At 58.4% G+C, this 19,495-nt stretch carries 8 protein-coding genes; 4 read left to right on the forward strand and 4 right to left on the reverse strand.

All coding sequences use genetic code 11. From position 1 onward, the window contains the following. Window positions 1-422 precede the first annotated feature (422 nt). On the forward strand, window positions 423-1,829 hold the full coding sequence (locus tag NZK35_RS00945; RefSeq protein ID WP_259630725.1) for a N,N-dimethylformamidase beta subunit family domain-containing protein: 1,407 nt from the start codon (window positions 423-425) through the stop codon (window positions 1,827-1,829). Between the two features lie 199 nt (window positions 1,830-2,028). Here the strand turns inward: NZK35_RS00945 and NZK35_RS00950 are convergent, their stop codons facing one another. Together NZK35_RS00950 and NZK35_RS00955 are read right to left on the reverse strand one after the other, a co-directional pair. Continuing rightward, entirely contained in the window at window positions 2,029-3,207 is a 1,179-nt protein-coding gene (locus NZK35_RS00950) for a DUF3592 domain-containing protein (RefSeq protein WP_259630726.1), read from the reverse strand. Beyond that, window positions 3,204-12,623 carry a DUF1583 domain-containing protein gene (locus NZK35_RS00955; RefSeq protein ID WP_259630727.1) on the reverse strand — a complete coding sequence of 3,140 codons (9,420 nt, stop codon included), beginning with the start codon at window positions 12,621-12,623 and terminating at the stop codon, window positions 3,204-3,206. The genes NZK35_RS00950 and NZK35_RS00955 overlap by 4 nt, the downstream gene beginning before the upstream one ends. Window positions 12,624-12,964: 341 nt before the next feature. On the opposite strand from NZK35_RS00955, the gene NZK35_RS00960 reads away from it, so the two are divergent. Beyond that, window positions 12,965-16,249, forward strand: coding sequence for a WD40 repeat domain-containing serine/threonine-protein kinase (locus NZK35_RS00960; RefSeq protein WP_259630728.1), 3,285 nt, complete (start codon window positions 12,965-12,967; stop codon window positions 16,247-16,249). Between the two features lie 155 nt (window positions 16,250-16,404). Here NZK35_RS00960 and NZK35_RS00965 read toward each other — a convergent pair whose 3' ends face one another. After that, complete coding sequence (locus NZK35_RS00965; RefSeq protein WP_259630729.1) at window positions 16,405-17,049, reverse strand: hypothetical protein; 645 nt, start codon at window positions 17,047-17,049, stop codon at window positions 16,405-16,407. Window positions 17,050-17,135: 86 nt separating this feature from the next. Continuing rightward, window positions 17,136-17,672, reverse strand: a complete 537-nt coding sequence (locus tag NZK35_RS00970; RefSeq protein WP_259630730.1) for a DUF4405 domain-containing protein — start codon at window positions 17,670-17,672, stop codon at window positions 17,136-17,138. A gap of 629 nt (window positions 17,673-18,301) precedes the next feature. Here NZK35_RS00970 and NZK35_RS00975 point away from each other — a divergent pair. After that, on the forward strand, window positions 18,302-18,526 hold the full coding sequence (locus NZK35_RS00975; protein WP_259630731.1) for a hypothetical protein: 225 nt from the start codon (window positions 18,302-18,304) through the stop codon (window positions 18,524-18,526). Between the two features lie 380 nt (window positions 18,527-18,906). After that, window positions 18,907-19,455, forward strand: a complete 549-nt coding sequence (fae, locus tag NZK35_RS00980; protein WP_095738669.1) for a formaldehyde-activating enzyme — start codon at window positions 18,907-18,909, stop codon at window positions 19,453-19,455. Window positions 19,456-19,495 lie beyond the last annotated feature (40 nt).

Consider the following 19,495-nt stretch of genomic DNA (forward strand, 5'->3'; position numbering starts at 1 on the left):
TCGTTTGACCCAACGGAGGAGCCGTATGAGGTAGTTCTTCATGTACGGATCTGTGCGGGGGGCGGCTGGCAACAGCCGTCCCTACCGCGACAACGATGGGGGCAGAACGATGGGGGCAGAACGATGGGGGGCAGAACGATGGGGGGCAAAACGATGGGAAGGCAGAATGATGGGAAGGCAAAACGATGGGAAGGCAGAATGATGGGAAGGCAGAATGATGGGAAGGCAGAATGATGGGAAGGCAGAATGATGGGGGACGGGAGGATCGGGGAGGCATCCGTGGGGCTGCTTTGCCATCTGTGGATTTTCCTTCTTTCTGACGAGCGGCCGTCGGTTGAGTCATCGGTGCCAATCGTTGCCCGCCGTGGTGAGACGGCGGTACACTGGGCGCGGCAAACTTCGATTCACAACGGGAGAAACAGATGGTCAAGATGACTTTGCGATGGATGATGTTGGTGACGATCATCGTCGGTTTACGCGATCAAAGCAACGCGGAACAGCAACCGCCCGCCGAACCCTATGTGTTCGGCTACACCGATCAGCTCAGCTACGTTCCCGGCGACTCCGTTGCCTTTCACCTTTCGTCCAGCCGGCCCACAGTGGATTTGACGATCTCCCGTGCCGGTGCCCAGAGCGAACAGGTCTATCGTGAAGTCGGTGTTGTCTGTGCGGCCCACCCCATTCCCGATCGAGCCTCATCCGATGGTTGCAACTGGCCGGTTGCCTGGACGTTGACGATTCCCAGCGATTGGAAAAGCGGCTACTACGAGGTCGCGATGAAGGCGGGCGGGGACAGTGACGCACAGGGATCGTTGTTTTTTGTCGTTCGCCCCGGTGATTCGCATCCGAGATCAAAAATCTTGTTGCAACTGTCAACCAACACCTACAACGCGTACACGAATTGGGGCGGCCATAGCCTGTACAGCTACCATGACCGTGACGGTTTGCAAGGTCACCAGGTATCGTTCGATCGGCCGATCAGTTCTCAGTTCGGCAAATGGGAGTTGCCTTTCGTACGCTGGGCCGAAGCAAACGGCTACGCGATCGATTACGCGGTCAACAGCGACTTGGAGTTTCACCCCGAGATCCTTCAGCATTACCGGCTGGTGCTGAGCATCGGGCACGACGAATACTGGTCCTCACCGATGCGCGATCATCTGGAACGTTTCATCCGCGACGGCGGAAACGTCGCGTTCTTCAGTGGGAATACCTGTTGTTGGCAAGTGCGCAGCGGAAACAACGGTCGAACGTTGACCTCGTGGAAACAGACGCCGAACATGGACCCGTTGTATCGCACGGGCGATCACCGTTTGCTGAGCACCGCATGGAGTCATCATCTGGTGGGACGACCCGAGAACGAGTTGACCGGCGTCGGTTTTTTGTGGGGCGGCTACCACCGCAGCCACGGCCAGTTCATGGACGGCTCCGGCGCGTTTACCGTCCACCAACCCGATCATTGGCTATTCAAGGGCACGGGATTGAAGCAGGGCGACACATTCGGTGGCAAGGACAGCATCGTCGGCTACGAGTGTGACGGATGCGAAATGAAGTGGATCGACGGAGTTCCCGTTCCCACACACAGCGACGGAACGCCCAAGTCGTTCCAAATCCTGGGGACTTGCGAAGCCCGATGGGCACCGGGCGACAGTTATTGGTACGACCGATTTCCGACCGACCGGGTGGGGGCAGCTGTCTTGGGAGCGTACACGTCCGCGGCTGGCGGTACGGTGGTGACGACCGGCACGACCGATTGGGCCCACGGACTGCGCGGCGGTGACGCCGCGGTGATTCAAATCACGAAGAACATTTTGGATCGGTTGTCGCGGTAGGCACGTGCCACGTGATTCCAGCGGGACGCGTAAGCGAGCGGCGCGTGGTGGATTGAAGTGGGATAGGCTTCCAGCCTGTCGATGCTGAAATGACATGCTGGAATCCTATCCCACTTCAAGAGATTCGATACGTCTATTCCGCTCGTTGCTTACCAGGCAACACGCGCCACTGGCTAACGCCACGTGCTGAGAGATCGGTTTACGTGATCAACAGCGAATCGACGCACAGGACGTGCTTTTCATCGTTGGGATCCACGAGCACTCGGACCGGCGCGTTTTGATCGGCGAGCGATCTCGCTCGCTCGATCCCTGAATAAACGTTGGCCGTCGTCCGACGCGTCTGCCCGCCGACGTCGTAGCTGAGATGCAACACGTAGCGACGTCGGCTATTGATCTCCGTGTTGGTCCGCTCGACACGTTCAATCCTGCCCGTTTCGATGGTGCCTCGACGAAGCAGTCGGTATTTCCGTTTACCGTGCCGAATCGAAAAAAACAGCATCAAACCGCCGGCAAGCAAAAACGTGGCGGCGAACGGAACGGCGAAGAGTCGGTCGTTCCCTTGCAGCACCAAAAAACAGATCACCGGGACGACAACGCCGGCGACAGTAAAGACGACGCCCATGGCAATCAGCATTTTCACATCTGGAATCACCTGGCGTCGCATCCCGGCGGGAATGTCGAGCCGCGGGACCGGTTGGGCAAGAAACCGTTGGACTTCATCGCTGGACAGTGCGATTCGATCGAGTTCCTTGCGAAGAATGCGCCCGGCGATTCCACTCATGTTTTCGGCGGCCGCATAGGCATCTTTCACCTGGGCTTCACGATTGATTTCCGGGTGCCGGTCGAGTTCCTGTTCGCCCGCTTGCAACAACTTAAAGATCTCGGCCGAAGCGTTGACAAACTCATCCAATTCTTCGCTCTTGCAAACGTGCCCTTGCTTGAAGACGGCGATGCGATTCCGGTTGCCCCGTGCGCTCCAGCCCGCGTGTCGGGAAAAGTACTTGCGTAGCTCCGGTGTGAACAGGATGCGGACCGCCTTCTCATTCCAAGCATGGAGCAGGTAGTCGGCCGAAAAGTTTGGCGAGTCGTCGAAGTTGACATCGTTCATCGCCCCGATGGCCGAAAAGACCATCCCGACGATCCCCTTGCGATGCGGGAACAGCACGAACTGGGGGACATTGATGTCGTCGTCCAGTACGGTCACCGTTTGCCGGACACGCTTTGACGACTGGGAATCGGAGCTGGAAGTTCGATAGCTGATCTCCGCGACAATGAATTTCACGCCATCCTGTTCACGAGGCTCCTGATGCTTGACAGCGACGTTCTCACAAAACAGTTCTGAAAGCGATTCGGCTAGCGATTCGGTGTGTCGACTCATTGGGGCTCTGGAGGGCTGGGAAACGTAAGAAGCGACTGCGGGATCTGTTCGGGCCACGGGCCGGCGATTCTAACGTTTCTGATCCGCGCAGATGTCTGTTGGCGGTTGTGGAAGAAACCGAACACCATGTCACCAAGTCGCGTTTGAGGTTGTTGGTCAAAGACCGATTCACCGTTTAGCCAAATTTCGAGTTGAGTTCCCAGGCGTGTCAGTTCCACGCGGTTCCACTGCGACGTCTTCAACGGCAAGGGCTTGGGGTCGACACCGGGCAAGGGGACTTCGAATCCTTTGGGAATCGTCCACGCCGTGTTGGGCGCGGCCATCAAATGCAGATGCAAACCCGTCGGACGCATCACGTAAGCAATTCGGCCGATCGAGGGGTGAGCCTCGGTTTTTCCTGCTTCGTAGAAAAACTCATAGGAGATCGTTTCGCCGTCGCCGAGTGGGCGTTCATAGCGGATGCTGTTCTGGCCATTGAAGCTTTGTGGCAGGACCTTACCGCTGATCAATTCTCCGTTCTTGACCGTCCAGGCCAGGTTCTTGATCTGGTCGGGCTTGGGCCCCGATCGATAGCGTTGGGGAGCGTTTTCGTTTTTGTCGTGTTGATCGAGATTCACGTCGCCCGTGGGAAGTTTTGCATTCAAGTACTGTCCCGACCAACCGCGCAGCGAGTCGTCGGGGATCAAGTCGACGTGGCGAGCAATGGTCGGTTGTCCGGTGATCTTGATGTTTTGCACGGACGTGCGTTTGTCACCGGCAAGCATGATCGCGAGCCAAGGGGAGTGATTTTTTCGCGGTTCACGGTAGATCAATCGATCGTTGACGCGATAGCTGAGCGATTCGTCATCCAACGTTACGCTGCAACGATTGAATTCGTTTTGCTTGGTGACGTCGGAATAGAATCGCGCCCAGTCGTTCCCTTGTGATTTCACGTAGACACTTTTGTTATGTGCCAACGCGGCAAACTGCAGCCCGTCGAACACGAGTTCCGATTCTCGCCAACCGCCGTCCAACGTTTCGACTTCAACCGTAAAATTGCCTTGCAGCGGATAGCGGAACCACAAGTAGTCGGTGCCAAACCCACAAACATGATGGATGCGACTATCGCCATCGGTTACCCAGACTGCCGGCGTTTTTCCTTCCGAAAAATCTTTGGCGTCGGCGTGCGTCGCGCGGATCCAGTGCGACAGATCATCGGCCGAACGCAAGGAGGACGTTTCCGCCCAACCTCGCGTGTGTTCGTAACGTGAAACCCATGGCATCAAATATCCGCGTGATTGGGTGTGCGTATGGCCGATCAGGGCCTTCGTCACCTTTTGGGAGAACTCATCGTGTGCCGGGTCGGCTGCCAGGATCGACGCGAGTTGCAGTTCCGCCAGCGGTGCCTGCGATGCCGGTTTTCCATCGCCCGGTTGAATCGAATCCAGATACTCCGTGACATCGGAAAGGAGATTAGGTTTGACGGGTTGCTTTATCGCAGCCAGAGAAATTGCCATCGCAGTGTTCGCTCCCGCACGCCCGTCCGATTGTGCTTTTTGCAATCGTTTCAAAAGATCGTCTGTCGCATCGATCTGCATCGCCAGTCGCGCCAGCGAGTAGTAGTTCGTCGCGATCGGCAGGGACTGATCGGGAACGGGCGGAAACGGCGGGTAATAGCCGCCGACCGACGGGGGAATCCAGGCCGGCAACGGCTGACGCCGAGCAAGCGTCCGGATCGTTTGCAGCGGACCATCGCCTTGGAAGGTCCAATCGGCCAGGATTTGGTAGGCCGCTTGACGATCCGGCATGGCCTGGATCGACTCCAACGCCCAGCACCCTACCCAGTCGTTTCCGCGATCGAAGCCTTGGGCAAATCCGCTTTGTCGCATCGCAAGGTAGGTCAACGCCTGAGCGAGTCGTCCTTTGGGCAGCAGCAACTGAGCGACTTTTTCCAATTGGCCTAAACGTCGCGTGACGCGGCTGCTGACTCCGCTATAGCGGTCGTTGTCGTGGGCGGTCAATTGAAGGTAGTTGTTGATCGAGGCGTCGACGAACTCTTGCTTCATTCCATGGTCCATGGCTAGCTTTGCCAGGTGCAATGAAAACGTATCAAATGGTTCGATGTTGGCGTATCGCTGGGAAGGTCGGTTTTGGTCGATCAGTGCCAATCCCAGCTCGAACGCGCGGGGGCGGCAATGTGAATCATCGAGCGCCAACAGCAACGATTGCATGACCAATTCTTTGGGAAGCGTATTGAGCGCCGTGGCGTCAACGGCCCGGTACCGTGGCAACGCCGCTTCGCCCCGTTTGTCATGGAGCAGAACCAGCCCGGCCAAGAGATGCGTTTCGGAATCATCGCCGGTCAGCAAGGACAACAATTTGTCGGTCCGTTTTGACCAGCTTGCCCGGCGGGCCAATCGGTCAAAAACGCTATGGATGACGATCCGATCATTCGGCTTGATGGAAACCGCTGTGCACAGCGTTCGAATTCGCGAGCCGGGTTTTCCCAGTGTGAGTTCAACGAGAGGATCAAAAATGAATTTTGTGTACAGCTTGTTGACGCGCCAAGCTTCATCGAGATCCAAAATGCGTTGCGCCAGTCGGCCTTCGTCTGGATCCAGTTCGTTGGCCGACGACGTCGACGACGTGGATTGTCGCGGGCGAGCGCTGCCGAGCAACTGTCCCAAGGAAATTGCCGAGTCGTCTTCCGATTCGTCTATCTCGATCGGACCGGCGGGTGCCGTGACGGCCGTGGCGAACGCGGACGCCGAAAGCTCGGGCATTCCTGCGTCGATCGCCGCGTGCGACAGATCCAACAACATCCATTGGCTGGCGGCCAATGCGATCGCGTGTTGCCACAATCGCTGCGTGGTTTCCTGGTCACTCCGCGCCTGTGACTGCTTTGCCAAGGCAGCGATGAAACTGGTTTGTTCGATTTGGTTGGCGCCTGGGATGGAGTCGACATCCAACTCCGCGATCTTCTTTCGTGCCGAAACCGCTTCCTCGTCGTCGGCTCCGCGGTCGGCGCGCAGCAACAAAGCCATTAGCAACCGCCCCCGCAGCCGATGATTCGTCAACTCGAGATCGTCTGGTGAGTCGCCGGTCCAACGGTCGATCAGGTCATGCAGCGGTTGATGGACTCCGACGACATCCGAGGCGATGGCGTGGGCGGCGGAGGCGGCATCATCTTGCGGACGTTTCTCGGCGAGCGTTTTCATTTCAACGGCAAACTCATTCAACGCTTCGGCGTTCTTCGGATCATCGGCCGCGGCTTCCAGCATTTCGATCCATAGCGACGACACCGCGAGATCGGTAAACGGCTGATCGCCGAGGGTGATCGCGAAATCAACGGCGGTGGGACCGTCGGCGGTTTCATTGACCATCGATCGGACCGTGGCCAATCCGCCCAGCTTTCGGACTTGATCCAACAACTCGTTTTGCTGCTTTTCAAACTCCTCTTGGCGTCCCGATTGATAGCGGCCGGCTTTCGCGAATAGCGATTTGTCGAATTGGCGTGCGACACGGAGGGCGTCGGAGGGATAGTCGATTTTCGCCAAGAATTCCATCATGCTCAGCGTTGATTGGATCTTTTGATAGGCCTCGTACTCTGGGTTGCCGTACTGTTGACCCGGATTGGTCTTTGCGTCGGCGATCGCTGCGAGAGCCAGCTCGCGGGCGCGGCTGTTGTTGCCGATGTCGGCCATGAAATTACAGATCCGACCTTTTAACGAATACTGAAAGTCGCGGTTGCTGCGATCGGTCGTGTTCTCCAACGCGTACTCGTAAATACGCTCGGCCAACGGCTGCATCGGCCGATGGGTATCGATCAAGCTGCCGACCAACCAGAGCACGTCGTGCGTCGGTTGCGGATTCTGCTCTTTCTGGACCAGCGGCTCGAGTAACTCCTTGGCTTCGTCGAATTCCTTGTTCGCCGTCAACAGGAGCGCGAGCCAGACCTTGCCTTCCAGCCAATCTTCGTTCTCTTGTAGTTTGGCCCGCAACAATTCGACGACCGCTTGGGCGTTTTCCTTGTTCTGGGAGACGTGGCGGACGAAGTAGGTGGTCACGTTGTTGTGTCGACCGTCGCTGCCGGTGGAGTAGCCGTTGAACAGCGTGCTCCACGTGTTTCCGTTTTCGGACGCTTCGATCATGAAACGCGCCGTCCGCATCACGAGTTCGCGATCGGTCAGGATCTTGCTGGCCGACCCCATGATGTTGCTCATCGAGTACATCGAATTGGTGGCGGTCGGTGGGATGTCCAGCATGGCCGAGAACAGCGCACGAGCTTTGTCGACAGCGTTTGCATCGCGAACCAAATCGCTGCAAATTTCCGACACTCGATGGTCGGTAAACTTTTGCACGCCGACTTCGATCATCAGATCGGCCAGGTCGCCGAGTCGCTGTTGGCTATCGAAGGGGCGTTTGATTTCGTAGAAGTTTTGGTTGAAGGAATCTTGTTTGCGTCGCAACAGTTTTAAGTAGGCGTCGCAGGCTTCGTCCATTTTTCCGGCGGCCACGAATTGTTGGGCGGTCGCTTCCAGGGCACGCGTGCTGTTGACATCCTTGAGTTCGGTTTCGCCGAGCAGAGCCTGTGATTTTTCCGTTTTTCCGGCGGCCACGTACAGTTCGGCCAGCTCCGACCGGATCCGTTGGCTGTTGGGGGCGTTTTCGAGTTTTTCTTCGGTCGCCGCGATCAGCGCCGTCAAGCGTCCCGTCGTCGAGAGCGTTTGCAGCGCGTTACGGCGTCGAACTTGATTGGTCGTCGTGTAGCGGCTGCCCGTGCGGCGTGAGGGGGCGCTGCGACGCAGCAACTCCATCGCCACTTCGGCGGCCTGATCGTTTTCACCTTGGGCGACGAAGTAAGTCATCAACGATTGCAGCTGGTCGGTGTTGCTGCCGCCGCGGCTTCTTAGTCGCCGGACCAGGTCCGAAGCGAGCTGGCGCATGTCCAATTTTCGCATCAATTTGGCGAGTTCGATCTGGGCGTCGGTGTTCAGACGAACGCCGAACAATCGCCGCGCCGCCAGTTGCGCCCGCTCACGGTCTCCGATCGCGGCAGCCAATCGCGCCGCGGCAAACTCGCGAACCGCCATCGTGTTCTGGTCATAGACGGTCAACGAATCAATCGCAACGAGAGCCTCGCGCTTGCGGTCTTGCCGCAGCAACAAATCGGCGGACATCAGACGCAATTCGGGTTCCATCTGGGGCAGTTCGGTCGATGCCAAGCGGTTTGCCTGCTGGATTTGCTCGATCGCTTCATCGACTCGTTTTTCCCAATACAACACCGACGCCGCGGCGAGGTGTCGCTGGATCGCTTCACGCGGAGACTCGGACGCGTCGATACCCGTTCGCAGTGATTCGAGCCATTCGCCGGCGTGATCCTTCATGCGTTCCCAGACGCTGTATTGGGCAAACACGAATGGATCCTCTGGGCCGAGACCGGTCGGGGGGAATTCAACACTGACTTGGACATAGCGTCCCGCCACCACGCGGCCCTGATTTCTCGGGCCACCAATTCCGGTTAATCGAATGACTCGTCGTTGCAGGGGCCTGGTCGCTTCCTCTTTCAGCATTTCGTCCATCAATGAAAACACACGCTCTCGATAGGTCGCATCGCTCGGCCCCTTGGACAACCCATCCTCGATGCGTTTTTCGGCGGTGAATATCGAAAGGAGTTGAGCCACGGGCGTGTTGCCGTAGGACCGTCGGAGCTCTTGTTGGCGTTGGATCGCATCTTCCAAGAGCGGCCAGAGCTGTTCATCGGTGCCGTAGGCCGACGCTTGTTGGATCGCAGTGACCAAGCCAACCGAATCCGCGTTTTCGATGGCATTCTTGAGATGTTGCTTGAAGTATTGATCTGCTTCGTCGGTTTTGCCAGCGATCCGAAGTTCTGATCCATAAATCATCTGCCACGATGCGCCGCGGCCATATTGATCGGAGACGGATTCCTCCGGTGATTCCGCTTTCGATTTCAACCAGGCCATCCGATCATCGGGCAGTTTCTGCAACTCGATGTCGCTGCGCTGGGCGTAGCTGATTCGATTGACGAACAAACTGACCAGTTGCGACATCCCGATCTCTTGATCGATTTCCGCTAGACGCCAGATTGCTGTCCAATCGGCGGGGTTTTGGGGGCTCATGAAGGAGCTTTGTTGGACGGACGCGGCGATCGTGGCGGTTTCGTACCAGGTCCAGACTTGGTCGGCCGATGCGTCGGCGGCCATGGCGGCTTTTTCCAGACCTGCGAGGTGGTCGTTAATCGCCGAGGCTTGGTTGGCCATTTGTTTGAGCTGGCAATAGCGTGCCATCAATTTTGCGTGGCCGAAGTCGATCGGTTGGGGCAGCGACATCGTCGATTGATAACCGTATCGATCATCGACGATCTGGTAGAATTGATACATGTTCTGAAGTCGCCCGACTCGAATCGGCGGCGGTGTGTAGCTCTGGGCGGAACTGGTTCGCACCGTCCGCTCGTACGGTTTTCCACCGTCGGGGAGCGTCGCGTCATCCAGATTCATCGCGATCAAGCTGTCGGCGGTCTGCGCCGCGGTTTCCCAGTCGCCTTGATCGGCCTGCAGGACCATCAGCCGGAAACGTGTTTCCCAATCGTCACTCTGTCGCTCCAGGATCTGTTTCGCCAGTTTGATCGCCGTTTCGTTTTCGCCGGCCGCGTACAGACGATTGATATTGCGGGCCAGTAGTGTCTGATCCGAACTCGTCTCGGTCATGCGAAACCACATCACTTGAGCCTCGTCGACCTCGCCGATGTCGATCAGCAGCGACGCGAGTCGGGCTTCGTTCTTGCGGTCGGGGGCCAGGCGTGTGAGCTGCCGCTGCAAGGCGACCGCCTGGTCGTACTCGCCAGCTTGTTCGGCCAGCGACACCAAGCGTTCCATTAGCAAGGTGTCGCGACCGTCTTCTGCCAGGAGTCCTTCGAGCGCCTGACGTGCCAGCCCCAGATCGCCTGCTTGTTGGTGTGCCGTCGAGATCAGGTCGATTGTGGTGCGTCGATCGCCGGACTCCCGGCCGCGAATTTCCAGCCGCGTGATCAATTGATCCAGCCGATTGGTCCGCAGGTACAGATCGGTCAGCGTGTTGACGATGTTGCGTCGATCGTCGAGGTCGTCGGCACTGTCAAGCATCTTCCAATACAGCTCGATCGCTTGGTCAGTTTTGAAATCCTCGGCCAGTTGGCTGGCGAGCATTTGCTGCGCCTCGTTGCTGCGCGGATTCAGCCGCGCGCAGCGTCGCAGGGTGTCCAGACGTTGATCGACCCGTCCGATTTTGCCGCACAAATCGGCATAGAACCGATAGGCTTCGATGGAACCCGATGACGCGGCCAACAACTCTTTGCCAACGGCGACCGCCTGGTCGGTTTCACCGACTCGCAAATGCAGCGACGAAAGTTTTTGCAGGTGTCCGTTGCGAAATCGCGAATCGGTTTCGGCCAACAACCGGCGCTTTTCGATCGCCAAGGGAAGCCGCCCGGAATCCTCGTACATCCGCGCCGCGATTTCCAACGCGTCGATCGAGTTGGGATCGCGGTCGAGTGCGTTTTCAATCGCCTCAAGCGCCTCTGGGGTTTTTCCGGCGGCGTTGAACAGGATGGCCAGTCGTCGCCACGCATCACTGTTGCTGCCTTCTACCTCGGTTGCCGCACGGGCTTGCTCGATCCGCTGATCCAGTTTTCCGGAGGCTTGATAGGTTTTCAGTTCGGCGGCGAACACCCGCTCTCGTTCGTCAACGTTTTCAGTCGCAGTTGCGGCCAAGGCGATTTGTTCCAATGCCGCATCGTATTGTTCGGCGTCACGCAGCCATTCGGAATACCGCAGCCGATCTTCGATCGTGGGATCCAACGCACAGGCTTCGGACATCACCTTCAAGGCTTCGGTCGGTTTTTCAAATTGGTGAAAAACCTCAGCCAATCGAATCAAATTTTTTTGATTGCGGAGCTCACCTTCGACCAGCGACCGCCAAACCTCCATTGCTTCGTCTTCGCGTTTGAGCCCGTGCAGGTACTCGCCGAGATACTCCTTGTACTGCGGTTGACTGGAGGCGAGCGCGATGGCGGCTTGATATTGTCCGATGGCTTCATCGACCAATTCTGCTCCACGCAACAGATCGGCGACTTGAGACTGAATGACGGCATCGTCCGAGCGGGATTTTGCCAATCGTTTCCAAACGTCGGCGGCCGCTTTGATGCGAGCTTGTTTGGGTTGTTTGCGGTCTTCGATCAGGATTTGGCCCCAACGTACGAAATGATCCGGGTTGTTCGGTTCAAGCTCGATCAGCGTTTCGTATTGCTGGGCCGCGTCGACGTAGTTTTCTGCGGCGACGTAGGCGTTGATTAATGCTAATCGCGGCGCGGGATCGCTGGGCGCGAGTTCGATCGCTTTTTCGAACCAGGACAACGCTTCGGGGCCGCGGCCCTGGATCGACAGCGTGCGTGCGAGGCGAATGACCGCGCCCAGATCTTCGGGATGATCGTTGACCCAGGTTTCGTAATACTCCGCCAGGCCGGCATAGTCACCGCTGGACAGGAACGTGGCTTCGATTCGACGGCGAGCTTCGTCGTACAGGTAGCTGCCCGGACGAAGTTTCCCGAGCAACGCTTCGAATTGTCTGATTGCGGTCGGGCGATCGCCAGCTTGGGCGCGAAGGTCGGCGGCGCGCATCGCAAACACGATTTTGTCATTCGGCGTGCGCGCGTCCTTCGCCAGGGCGTCATACCGTGTCAACGCTCCTTGCAAGTCGCCTTCTTCGATCATCACACGGGCGATCCGCTGTCGCACGCCATCATCACCGGGGAAACTCTTCTCCAGTTGCGTCCAGATCCGCAACGCGTCCTCCGTTTTTCCGGCGCGTTGGTACAAGCGACCAAGTTGACCGGCGAATTTGAGATGATCTTGTCGAGACGGTTTCAAGTCAATCGCCCGCTGCATCGCCGCGGTCGCCTCGTCCGTGCGGCCGACCATCAACAGGGCTTGCCCGTGGTAGTAGGCGGCCAGCGGGTTGTCGGGCAGTTTGGCTTCCGCCGCCGCCAATGCCTCGATTGCAGCGGCATCTTCGCTTCGTTGCAGCTGCAGCAGCCCCGCGACCATCCAGTGACGGCCGGATTCATCGTCATCGGTTGCGGCTTTCGCCTGGTCAGTCAGTCCGTCAATCAACTCGCCGATGTCGCCGGCGCCGATGTGGTAACCGAACACACGATCCAGCGAAGTTCCCGTGTTGGGTCGTCGCAGCAACACTTCCAAAAACTTGGCCGCGGTGGTGCGTTCACGCTGCTCTTCCGCCGAAAGGGAGGGTTCTTGGGCGGGGCAATTGGCAGAGATCCAGGCACCGGACAAGAGCAAGACGAAGCAGATGACCGTGTGCTTCCATTGCGCACCGGATGTGTCGGCGAGATGTTTGACAGCGTTGGCGGTAAGGCAATGCATCCGGAAGGCCTCCTGGCTCTATGAGATCGTGCGTTGTCCCGTATGGGGACCCACCTTGTAGAGCTACAGGCTATCACAGACCGTCGGCCGCAATGGGACGCCGGGAATTGAAACGACAAGAAAATGGGGGACGTCGTCGGAATAAATCATCAAGCCGCTTGCGCGTCGGATCGGTGCAAGGCTATACTGGAAGCGTGACGCACACGTCGCACAAACTCGCAGCCACTTCTCTTCCTATACCGGTTGTCGCGAGGCTATTCCGTTTGTTGAACTCCTCCGAAGACTCCTCGACGCGTTCTTTTCGGGATGATGAGTTTATCATTTCGGATGAGCTCCAGGCTTTGCTCGACCGCTGGGAAGCGATGGTGGCTAAGGGGATCGACGTCACGACCGAGCAACTCTGTAATGGCGATTTAAATCTCACGGAGCAATTGCGGGACTACGTCGCTTGGCTGGAGATGTATTCTCGCTTTGAAAGTCCTTCCGTGGCGACCGTTCCCGATACGATCGGCCGCTACAAGATTCTGTCGGAAATCTCCCGTGGCGTGTACTCGGTCGTCTATTTGGCCGAGCAGCGGTTCCCGGCGCGCAAGGTCGCACTCAAGCTGCTGCATGACATCACGGCTCGACCGAGAATCAAATCGCGATTTCAATTGGAAGTCGAAATGCTGGGGACGCTTCGTCACCCCAACATCGCCAAGATTTTTGACGCCGGTGTGGCGGAAGTGTTCGGCGCACCGCGGCTGTATTTTACGATGGAATGGGTTGAGGGGACGGATGTCCTGCGTTTCGTGCAGTCCAAACAGATGACGTCGGATTGGTCACATCATGACACCATCGCTCTGTGCCTGAAGTATTGTGACGCGTTGTCGGAGGCACACGCCGAAGGGATTGTGCATCGGGACTTGAAGCCGTCCAATCTGTTGGTCTCCCATGACGGTGTTCCCAAATTGATCGATTTCGGATTGGCACGTCTGCGTCGAAACAATGCAGACGAGCGAGGCCACGAGTCGACGACCGAGGCTTGGATCGGGACCCGCAGCTACATGAGTCCCGAGCAGTTCAATGCGCAGCCGTCACAGATCGATGCTCGGACCGATGTCTACGGGTTCGCCGTCGTGCTCTATCAGCTTCTGTCGGGGGAGCTTCCCTACCAGATCGCCAAGAAGTCGATGTGGGAAACGGCCCAGGTCGTCAAAAGTGAGGCGCCCCTACCGATCGGCCGCCTCGACCGTCGCTTCCGGGGCGATCTGGAATTGATTCTCGAGACCGCGTTGGCGAAAGAGCCTGCGGAGCGTTACGCCTCGATGGATGCGTTCGCCGGCGACTTGCGAAACTACCTGCAAGGCAAACCGATCGTGGCCCGGCGCCAGAACGCCGCCGACGCGTTGTGGAAGTGGTGTCTGCGTCACCGCAGAGCGGCGTCGTTGTCGGTCATCGCATTGGCGTTGTTGATCACCCTGGCCGTCACCGCCGGCGTCGCCGCCAAGGTTGCGAACCAACGCGCACGGGACCTCCGCCAGGCGAATCTGATTCTCGAAGCAAACAAAAGGGCACTGGAGCGGGCCAACCAGCGCTATGCCGATTCCGTTCGTCAGCTTCGACGCACCGCCTTGAATCAGACGTTGTTGCGTCTGAGCGCGATGGCGCACCGCGAACCCGACCATGTTGCCGAACAATTGGCCGACGAAACGATCTGTCCCGAGGATCTTCGTGGTTTTGCGTGGCGATTGCTTTACGCCTCGACGGCCGACACGATTTCGGGGTGGAACGCCGACGACCGAGGACTGTTGGATGTGGCCATTTCCGATGACGCGGCGTGGTTGGTCACCAGCGGGCCGTCGGGAGTCCGTGCCTGGGAAACGTCGACGGGCAAACGGATCGCGGCGATCCCCGGTCAAATCGATTCGCCGGCGGTACGCCTGGCTCTCGATCGTGACTCCCGCCGCGTCCTGTTCGCTCGACGTGATGGGAAAGCGGCTGTGTTGGATGTCGATTCCGGTCAAGCACAAGTGCTGGAGCCGGCGCCCCGCGAACGGGTGACTGCCCTCGCGACCGTCCCGGGATCCGACGCCTATTTGGTTGCCGATCAGACCGGCCGGCTGGCTCATTACAGTCGTCCCGGCGGGGAACAGATCTGGGAACGCCAACTCGATGAATCCGCGATCATCGGCCTGACCGTTGCCGCCGATGGCGATCGCGTCGGCGCGGTATCGCGGTCCGGTGTGTTGACCGTCTGTGATTTGCACAGTGGAGAACCGATCGAACGTCGACAAGCGACTTTCTTTGAAAAGCAGACCGAACCGTATGTTCGCGGACGCTACTCGCCCGACTTGCGATTGGCCAGCCTCAGCCGTCGACTCGATAGCGTCGGCATCTGGGATCTCGCCTCGGATCAGCCGTATCAAACCTGGAGTGACCAAATTTTTCTTCCCGATCTGGACTTCGTCGGGAACGGCTCGGGGACTCGGCCGCACAGTTTCTTGCAAGTCGGTCGTGGGCGTGTCGATCTTTGGGGCAGCGACGGAAAACTCGCGACGCTCTATCGCAGTGATCGCGCCAAAAGAGTCGGAAAACGCTTGGCGGCGTCCAATCCGCAACAGCTAGTGGATCTGGATCCGTTCAGCTTGGACGCGTCGCTGGACGGTGACAAGGTGGCGATCGGACTGCGGGGAGGGCGGGTGCTGGTCGCGTCGGTGACTCCGCCGAAGCTTTACCGAAACTGGACATCACTGGGCAGCGTGGTGAGACGACTGGCTTTTTCGCCTGACGGAACACTGCTGGCGACCTACAGCCCCAACGGAAAGATCGGGATCTATGAAGCCGATTCGGGAAACCTGCAACGACAATGGGACACCGGCACCCAGGAAACCGATCAGCTCATGTTTGCCGGATCAGGCGGCTGTTTGATCACCCGGCAACGAGGACGCGATGTCAAAATTTGGGACGTCGAAAGCGGCCGGCAAATCGATTCTCCAAATACTCCCGGCGGTACCCGAGAGGTCATGTTGGACGAGGACCGATTGCTGCTCGGATTCAGCGGGGGCAAACCGCTCTGGCAACCATTGGTGCAAACCGACGGAACACTTCGTCTGGAACGTTCCGACCTCAACGTTGAATCAAGACTCTTCCTTTCGGTCAAAGACCGTGCGTCTGGTTTGATCGCCACTGCCGACGAAAATGACTTGATCACGTTGTGGCGGGAATCGGAACTTGGCCATTGTGAACGATTGGCCCAACGGCAACTGGCCGATCTGAAGACGATGAAATTCCAGCCTGGCGGCAAGGCGTTGGTCACTGGCACGCTGGCCGGAGTGATCTCGGTTTGGTCGATTCCCGAGTTGGAGGAGGTGACGCGTCGTCAACCCAATCCATCCCAGTTGGGTGAAATCGATTTCGCGCGCGATGGGAAAGTGATGGCGAGCGGCCACTTCGACGGTGAAGTCTTGTTCTGGGACACTGCTACATGGGAGAACCAGATTGTCGTGCAAACCGACGTCGCACCCATTCGTGATCTGCAATTCTCACCGACCGGACAACACCTCGCCGTCGGTGGCAAGGGGGATCACGTCGCGCTGTTTGACGCAGGTTCACTCGCAGCCGAAGAATTGCTGTTCCGACAGTAGGGCGAGGAATTCCCAACTGACCGGGAAGAAACGGACGATTTCACCCGGGCGGTAGCCTTTCAGCAAGAGCCCGCACTGAAGCCGAATCTGAACGCCGCAGCAGCCCGGCACAATCGGAAGGTGATTGCTCTACCGTCCCATTTTTCAATCGCGGCCTAGCGCGACAACGTGGGCGGGGTGTCATTGCCGCTGGCGGACGCCGTGCGAACCGGGGTGTCGTTGAGACTGTAGGTTGGCGACGCGGGGATGACTTCGGATCCCGATGCGAGCATCGGGGAAGCGGTTTCGCCGGCGTCATCGCTCGGCGGTTCGATCGCCGCGTGGGCGATTGATGCCCCGGCGCTCAAGTCGGTGACGGCGTACTGTGGCGGGACGTTACCCTTGACGGTCTTGGGCAATTTGAACATCGATCCAGTCGCCCCGTCGACGACCAGGCCCGCGACTCCGCCCAACAGAATGTTGCCGGAGATCCAGGGATCCACACCCGCTTTGATCTCGTGTTTCTCCGTCGCCGCTTCGCGCCCGGAATAGACGACGGAGTATTTGGCCGGCCAAAACGGAAACGCTTTGGCATCGAGGGTGACTTGTTGAGGCGTGATGCCCTGCTGGATCACTCGATTCTTGCGATCATGCACGGAAAAGAACGTGGGCGCGGCCGGATTGTCGATCGTGACCGCGTAACGTTTTTCGCTCAAAAGGGTCGCGCATCCGCTGCAGGTGATCAGCGTGCAAAGCAACAAGCTACAACCCAAGAAACGCACCCCGCTTGCCCGCCGTGGCTGATCCAAAATCATTGTCATGAGAAACTCGCGTGAAACCGACTCCTGTTGAAAATTTCACCCACATCCTTGGGTGGCTCGGAATTAACACAAGCTTGCCGCGCGAGTCAATCGGGATACGATAGATCAACCCGCGGCGTTTCTGATCGACGAATTGACGGTCCTGAAGTGTGCTCGATCCGCAATTCCCAGGCATCGCGTAGCTCGTATTTAAAATCTGCAGGAATGTTGATCGGGGCCAGTCCGAGGACGGTTCCTGCTAGCACAACGCCGGTCACGGCGACGGCGCACGCCAATTCGCGTTTCATGTTGACCCGCAAGGCCGCGCGTTTTTTGATGTAACCGATCAGACGTGACCCGTTCATCACGACATGGGCGGACGCCGCGGCCCCGAACAGAATGCTCGCGTTGATGTGTACCGCCGCCCATTGTTGGCGGCTGAGCGAAAGTGCGGTCCAAGCGGTGACGTTGGCAACCCGGCCGCGCGGAGCCAGATACAACGCGAGGCCCGATGAAAGCATCATCAGCATGCCCAGCACCAGCACGATGGAAGTGAATCCCCGCACGCTAAATGGCCGTTGGACGACGATCGGTGGCTTGGATGCCGCTGCGGTGATTTGGGCGGATGGTTGGGCGGGACTCATTGTTTTAGCCCTCCGTTATTGCAGGGTGTTTTCAGGCAGAAACCGGTCGGCTTGCGGGCTGTCGATTGAAGCCCGCACGCGTTATTAAGGGTCCACGCGACGTCCCTCGCCAACGCGTGGGGCTGACAGGTTCGAGTTGGCTGATTCGTTCGACGTGTCGCTTTACTTGTCGCCGGAACGATAGCGGTGCAACGGAATCAGTTCCTTCCGGAATCTTGGATGGTATCGTCCGCGGTTTCCACTTCGGTGTGTTCGAAGCCGCGTCCCCAACCGCGTCCCATGCCGAGACCAAGCCCGAGGCCCGGGCCGTCGTGTTTCGCCAGCGAGTGATCGTTCCCGCGATCGTGCTTGCCCTGGGCATGTTCAGACTTCGAAGGTCCGGACGTTGATGCCTCCTCCGAATGATCGCAACTTGATTCGCTGCATGGTTGGCTGCGACCTGATTGATGGCCGCGCCCCTGCCCATTGCCGCGCCCGGCGGACGCATCTTTCCGGTGACCGGCGGACTGCCCATTGCGATGACCCACTGAGCGATGACCCACTGAGCGATGACCCACTGAGCGTCCCTTCCCACTGCAAGCCGACTCGCCGTTGCCACTGCACGCGGACTGGCCGCACGCTGATTGTCCATGGCCGGCTACATGGCCGGCTCCGTGGCCGACGACTCCCTTCGACGCCTGTTCGCAACCGCCGTTGCCTCCTCGTCCGTCGTGACGTCCATTGCCCCCGGCGAAACTGACTTGCTGGGCGTTGCCGACGCGATCCGAAGCGGTGTTGGTAAGATCGGGACCATATTTGGGCCAGAGGGCGCCGACAGCGATGCCAATGACCAGTGCGATCACGAAACCTGTTGAAAATTGACTGTTCATCGCTCTCTCCTTTTGCGTTGCAAACTGTGGTTTGCCGACCCAAATTGTTGGGTGCCGGCGGGTGATTCAATCGACAGAAATAGCAACTGTGGTGCCGAGCCATGCTCCGGCATCGGGGGAAATGCCGAGGCGCGTTCAAGCCGTTACGGGCGAATGACTTGCGACCGAAGATTTCTGTGTAGCATGCGACGCGACCGCATCGGTGCTGTGAAATTTTTGGTGATTGAAATCCGCACGGGTGTGAAAAGTTTTCACGCCGGGGCTTCGCGCCGATCCCTTACACTGTTCGGCTATCACGCGTGGTCGGCCTGACGCCTGGCCACGTTGTCATTCTTTTTCAACCCTTCCCTCGATCTGTTGAACCCATGTCAGAACGTATCATTTTGCGGACCGGAGAATCACTCGTTGCCGGCGGCCCCCCCTTTACCGCCGCGGAACCCGAAGTCGTCATCGGTGAGTTGGATGGCCCGGTGGGAACCGCGCTGGCAACGCTCACCGGCGATCAAACCAAGGGGCACACCAAAGTCTTTGCCATCCTTAATACCGATATCCAAGTTCGCCCGGTCACGTTGTGCGTCAGCAAGGTCACCGTCAAAGACAATCGCTACACCAATATTCTGATGGGGACGGTGCAGGCCGCGATCGCCAACGGCGTTTTGGACGCGGTGCGGGCCGGCGACATCCCCAAAGAGAAATGCAATGACCTGGGGATCATCTGCAGCGTCTGGTTGAACCCCGGTGTCGCGACCGCGGACAAGCTGGACCACAAAGCCCTGTTCGACATCCATCGCAAGGCCATGGCCCAGGCGATCCACAAAGCGATGGCCTGTGAACCTTCCATCGACTGGTTGCTCGAAAACCAAGACAAGATCACCCACAAGTATTACCAAATGGGACTGGACGGAAAAATCTGAGCGGCGGCGTCCCGCAGCAGCAGGCGGGATGCAGAAAGAG

It is taken from the genome of Stieleria sedimenti, from assembly GCF_025060895.1.
Lineage (GTDB): Bacteria > Planctomycetota > Planctomycetia > Pirellulales > Pirellulaceae > Stieleria > Stieleria sedimenti.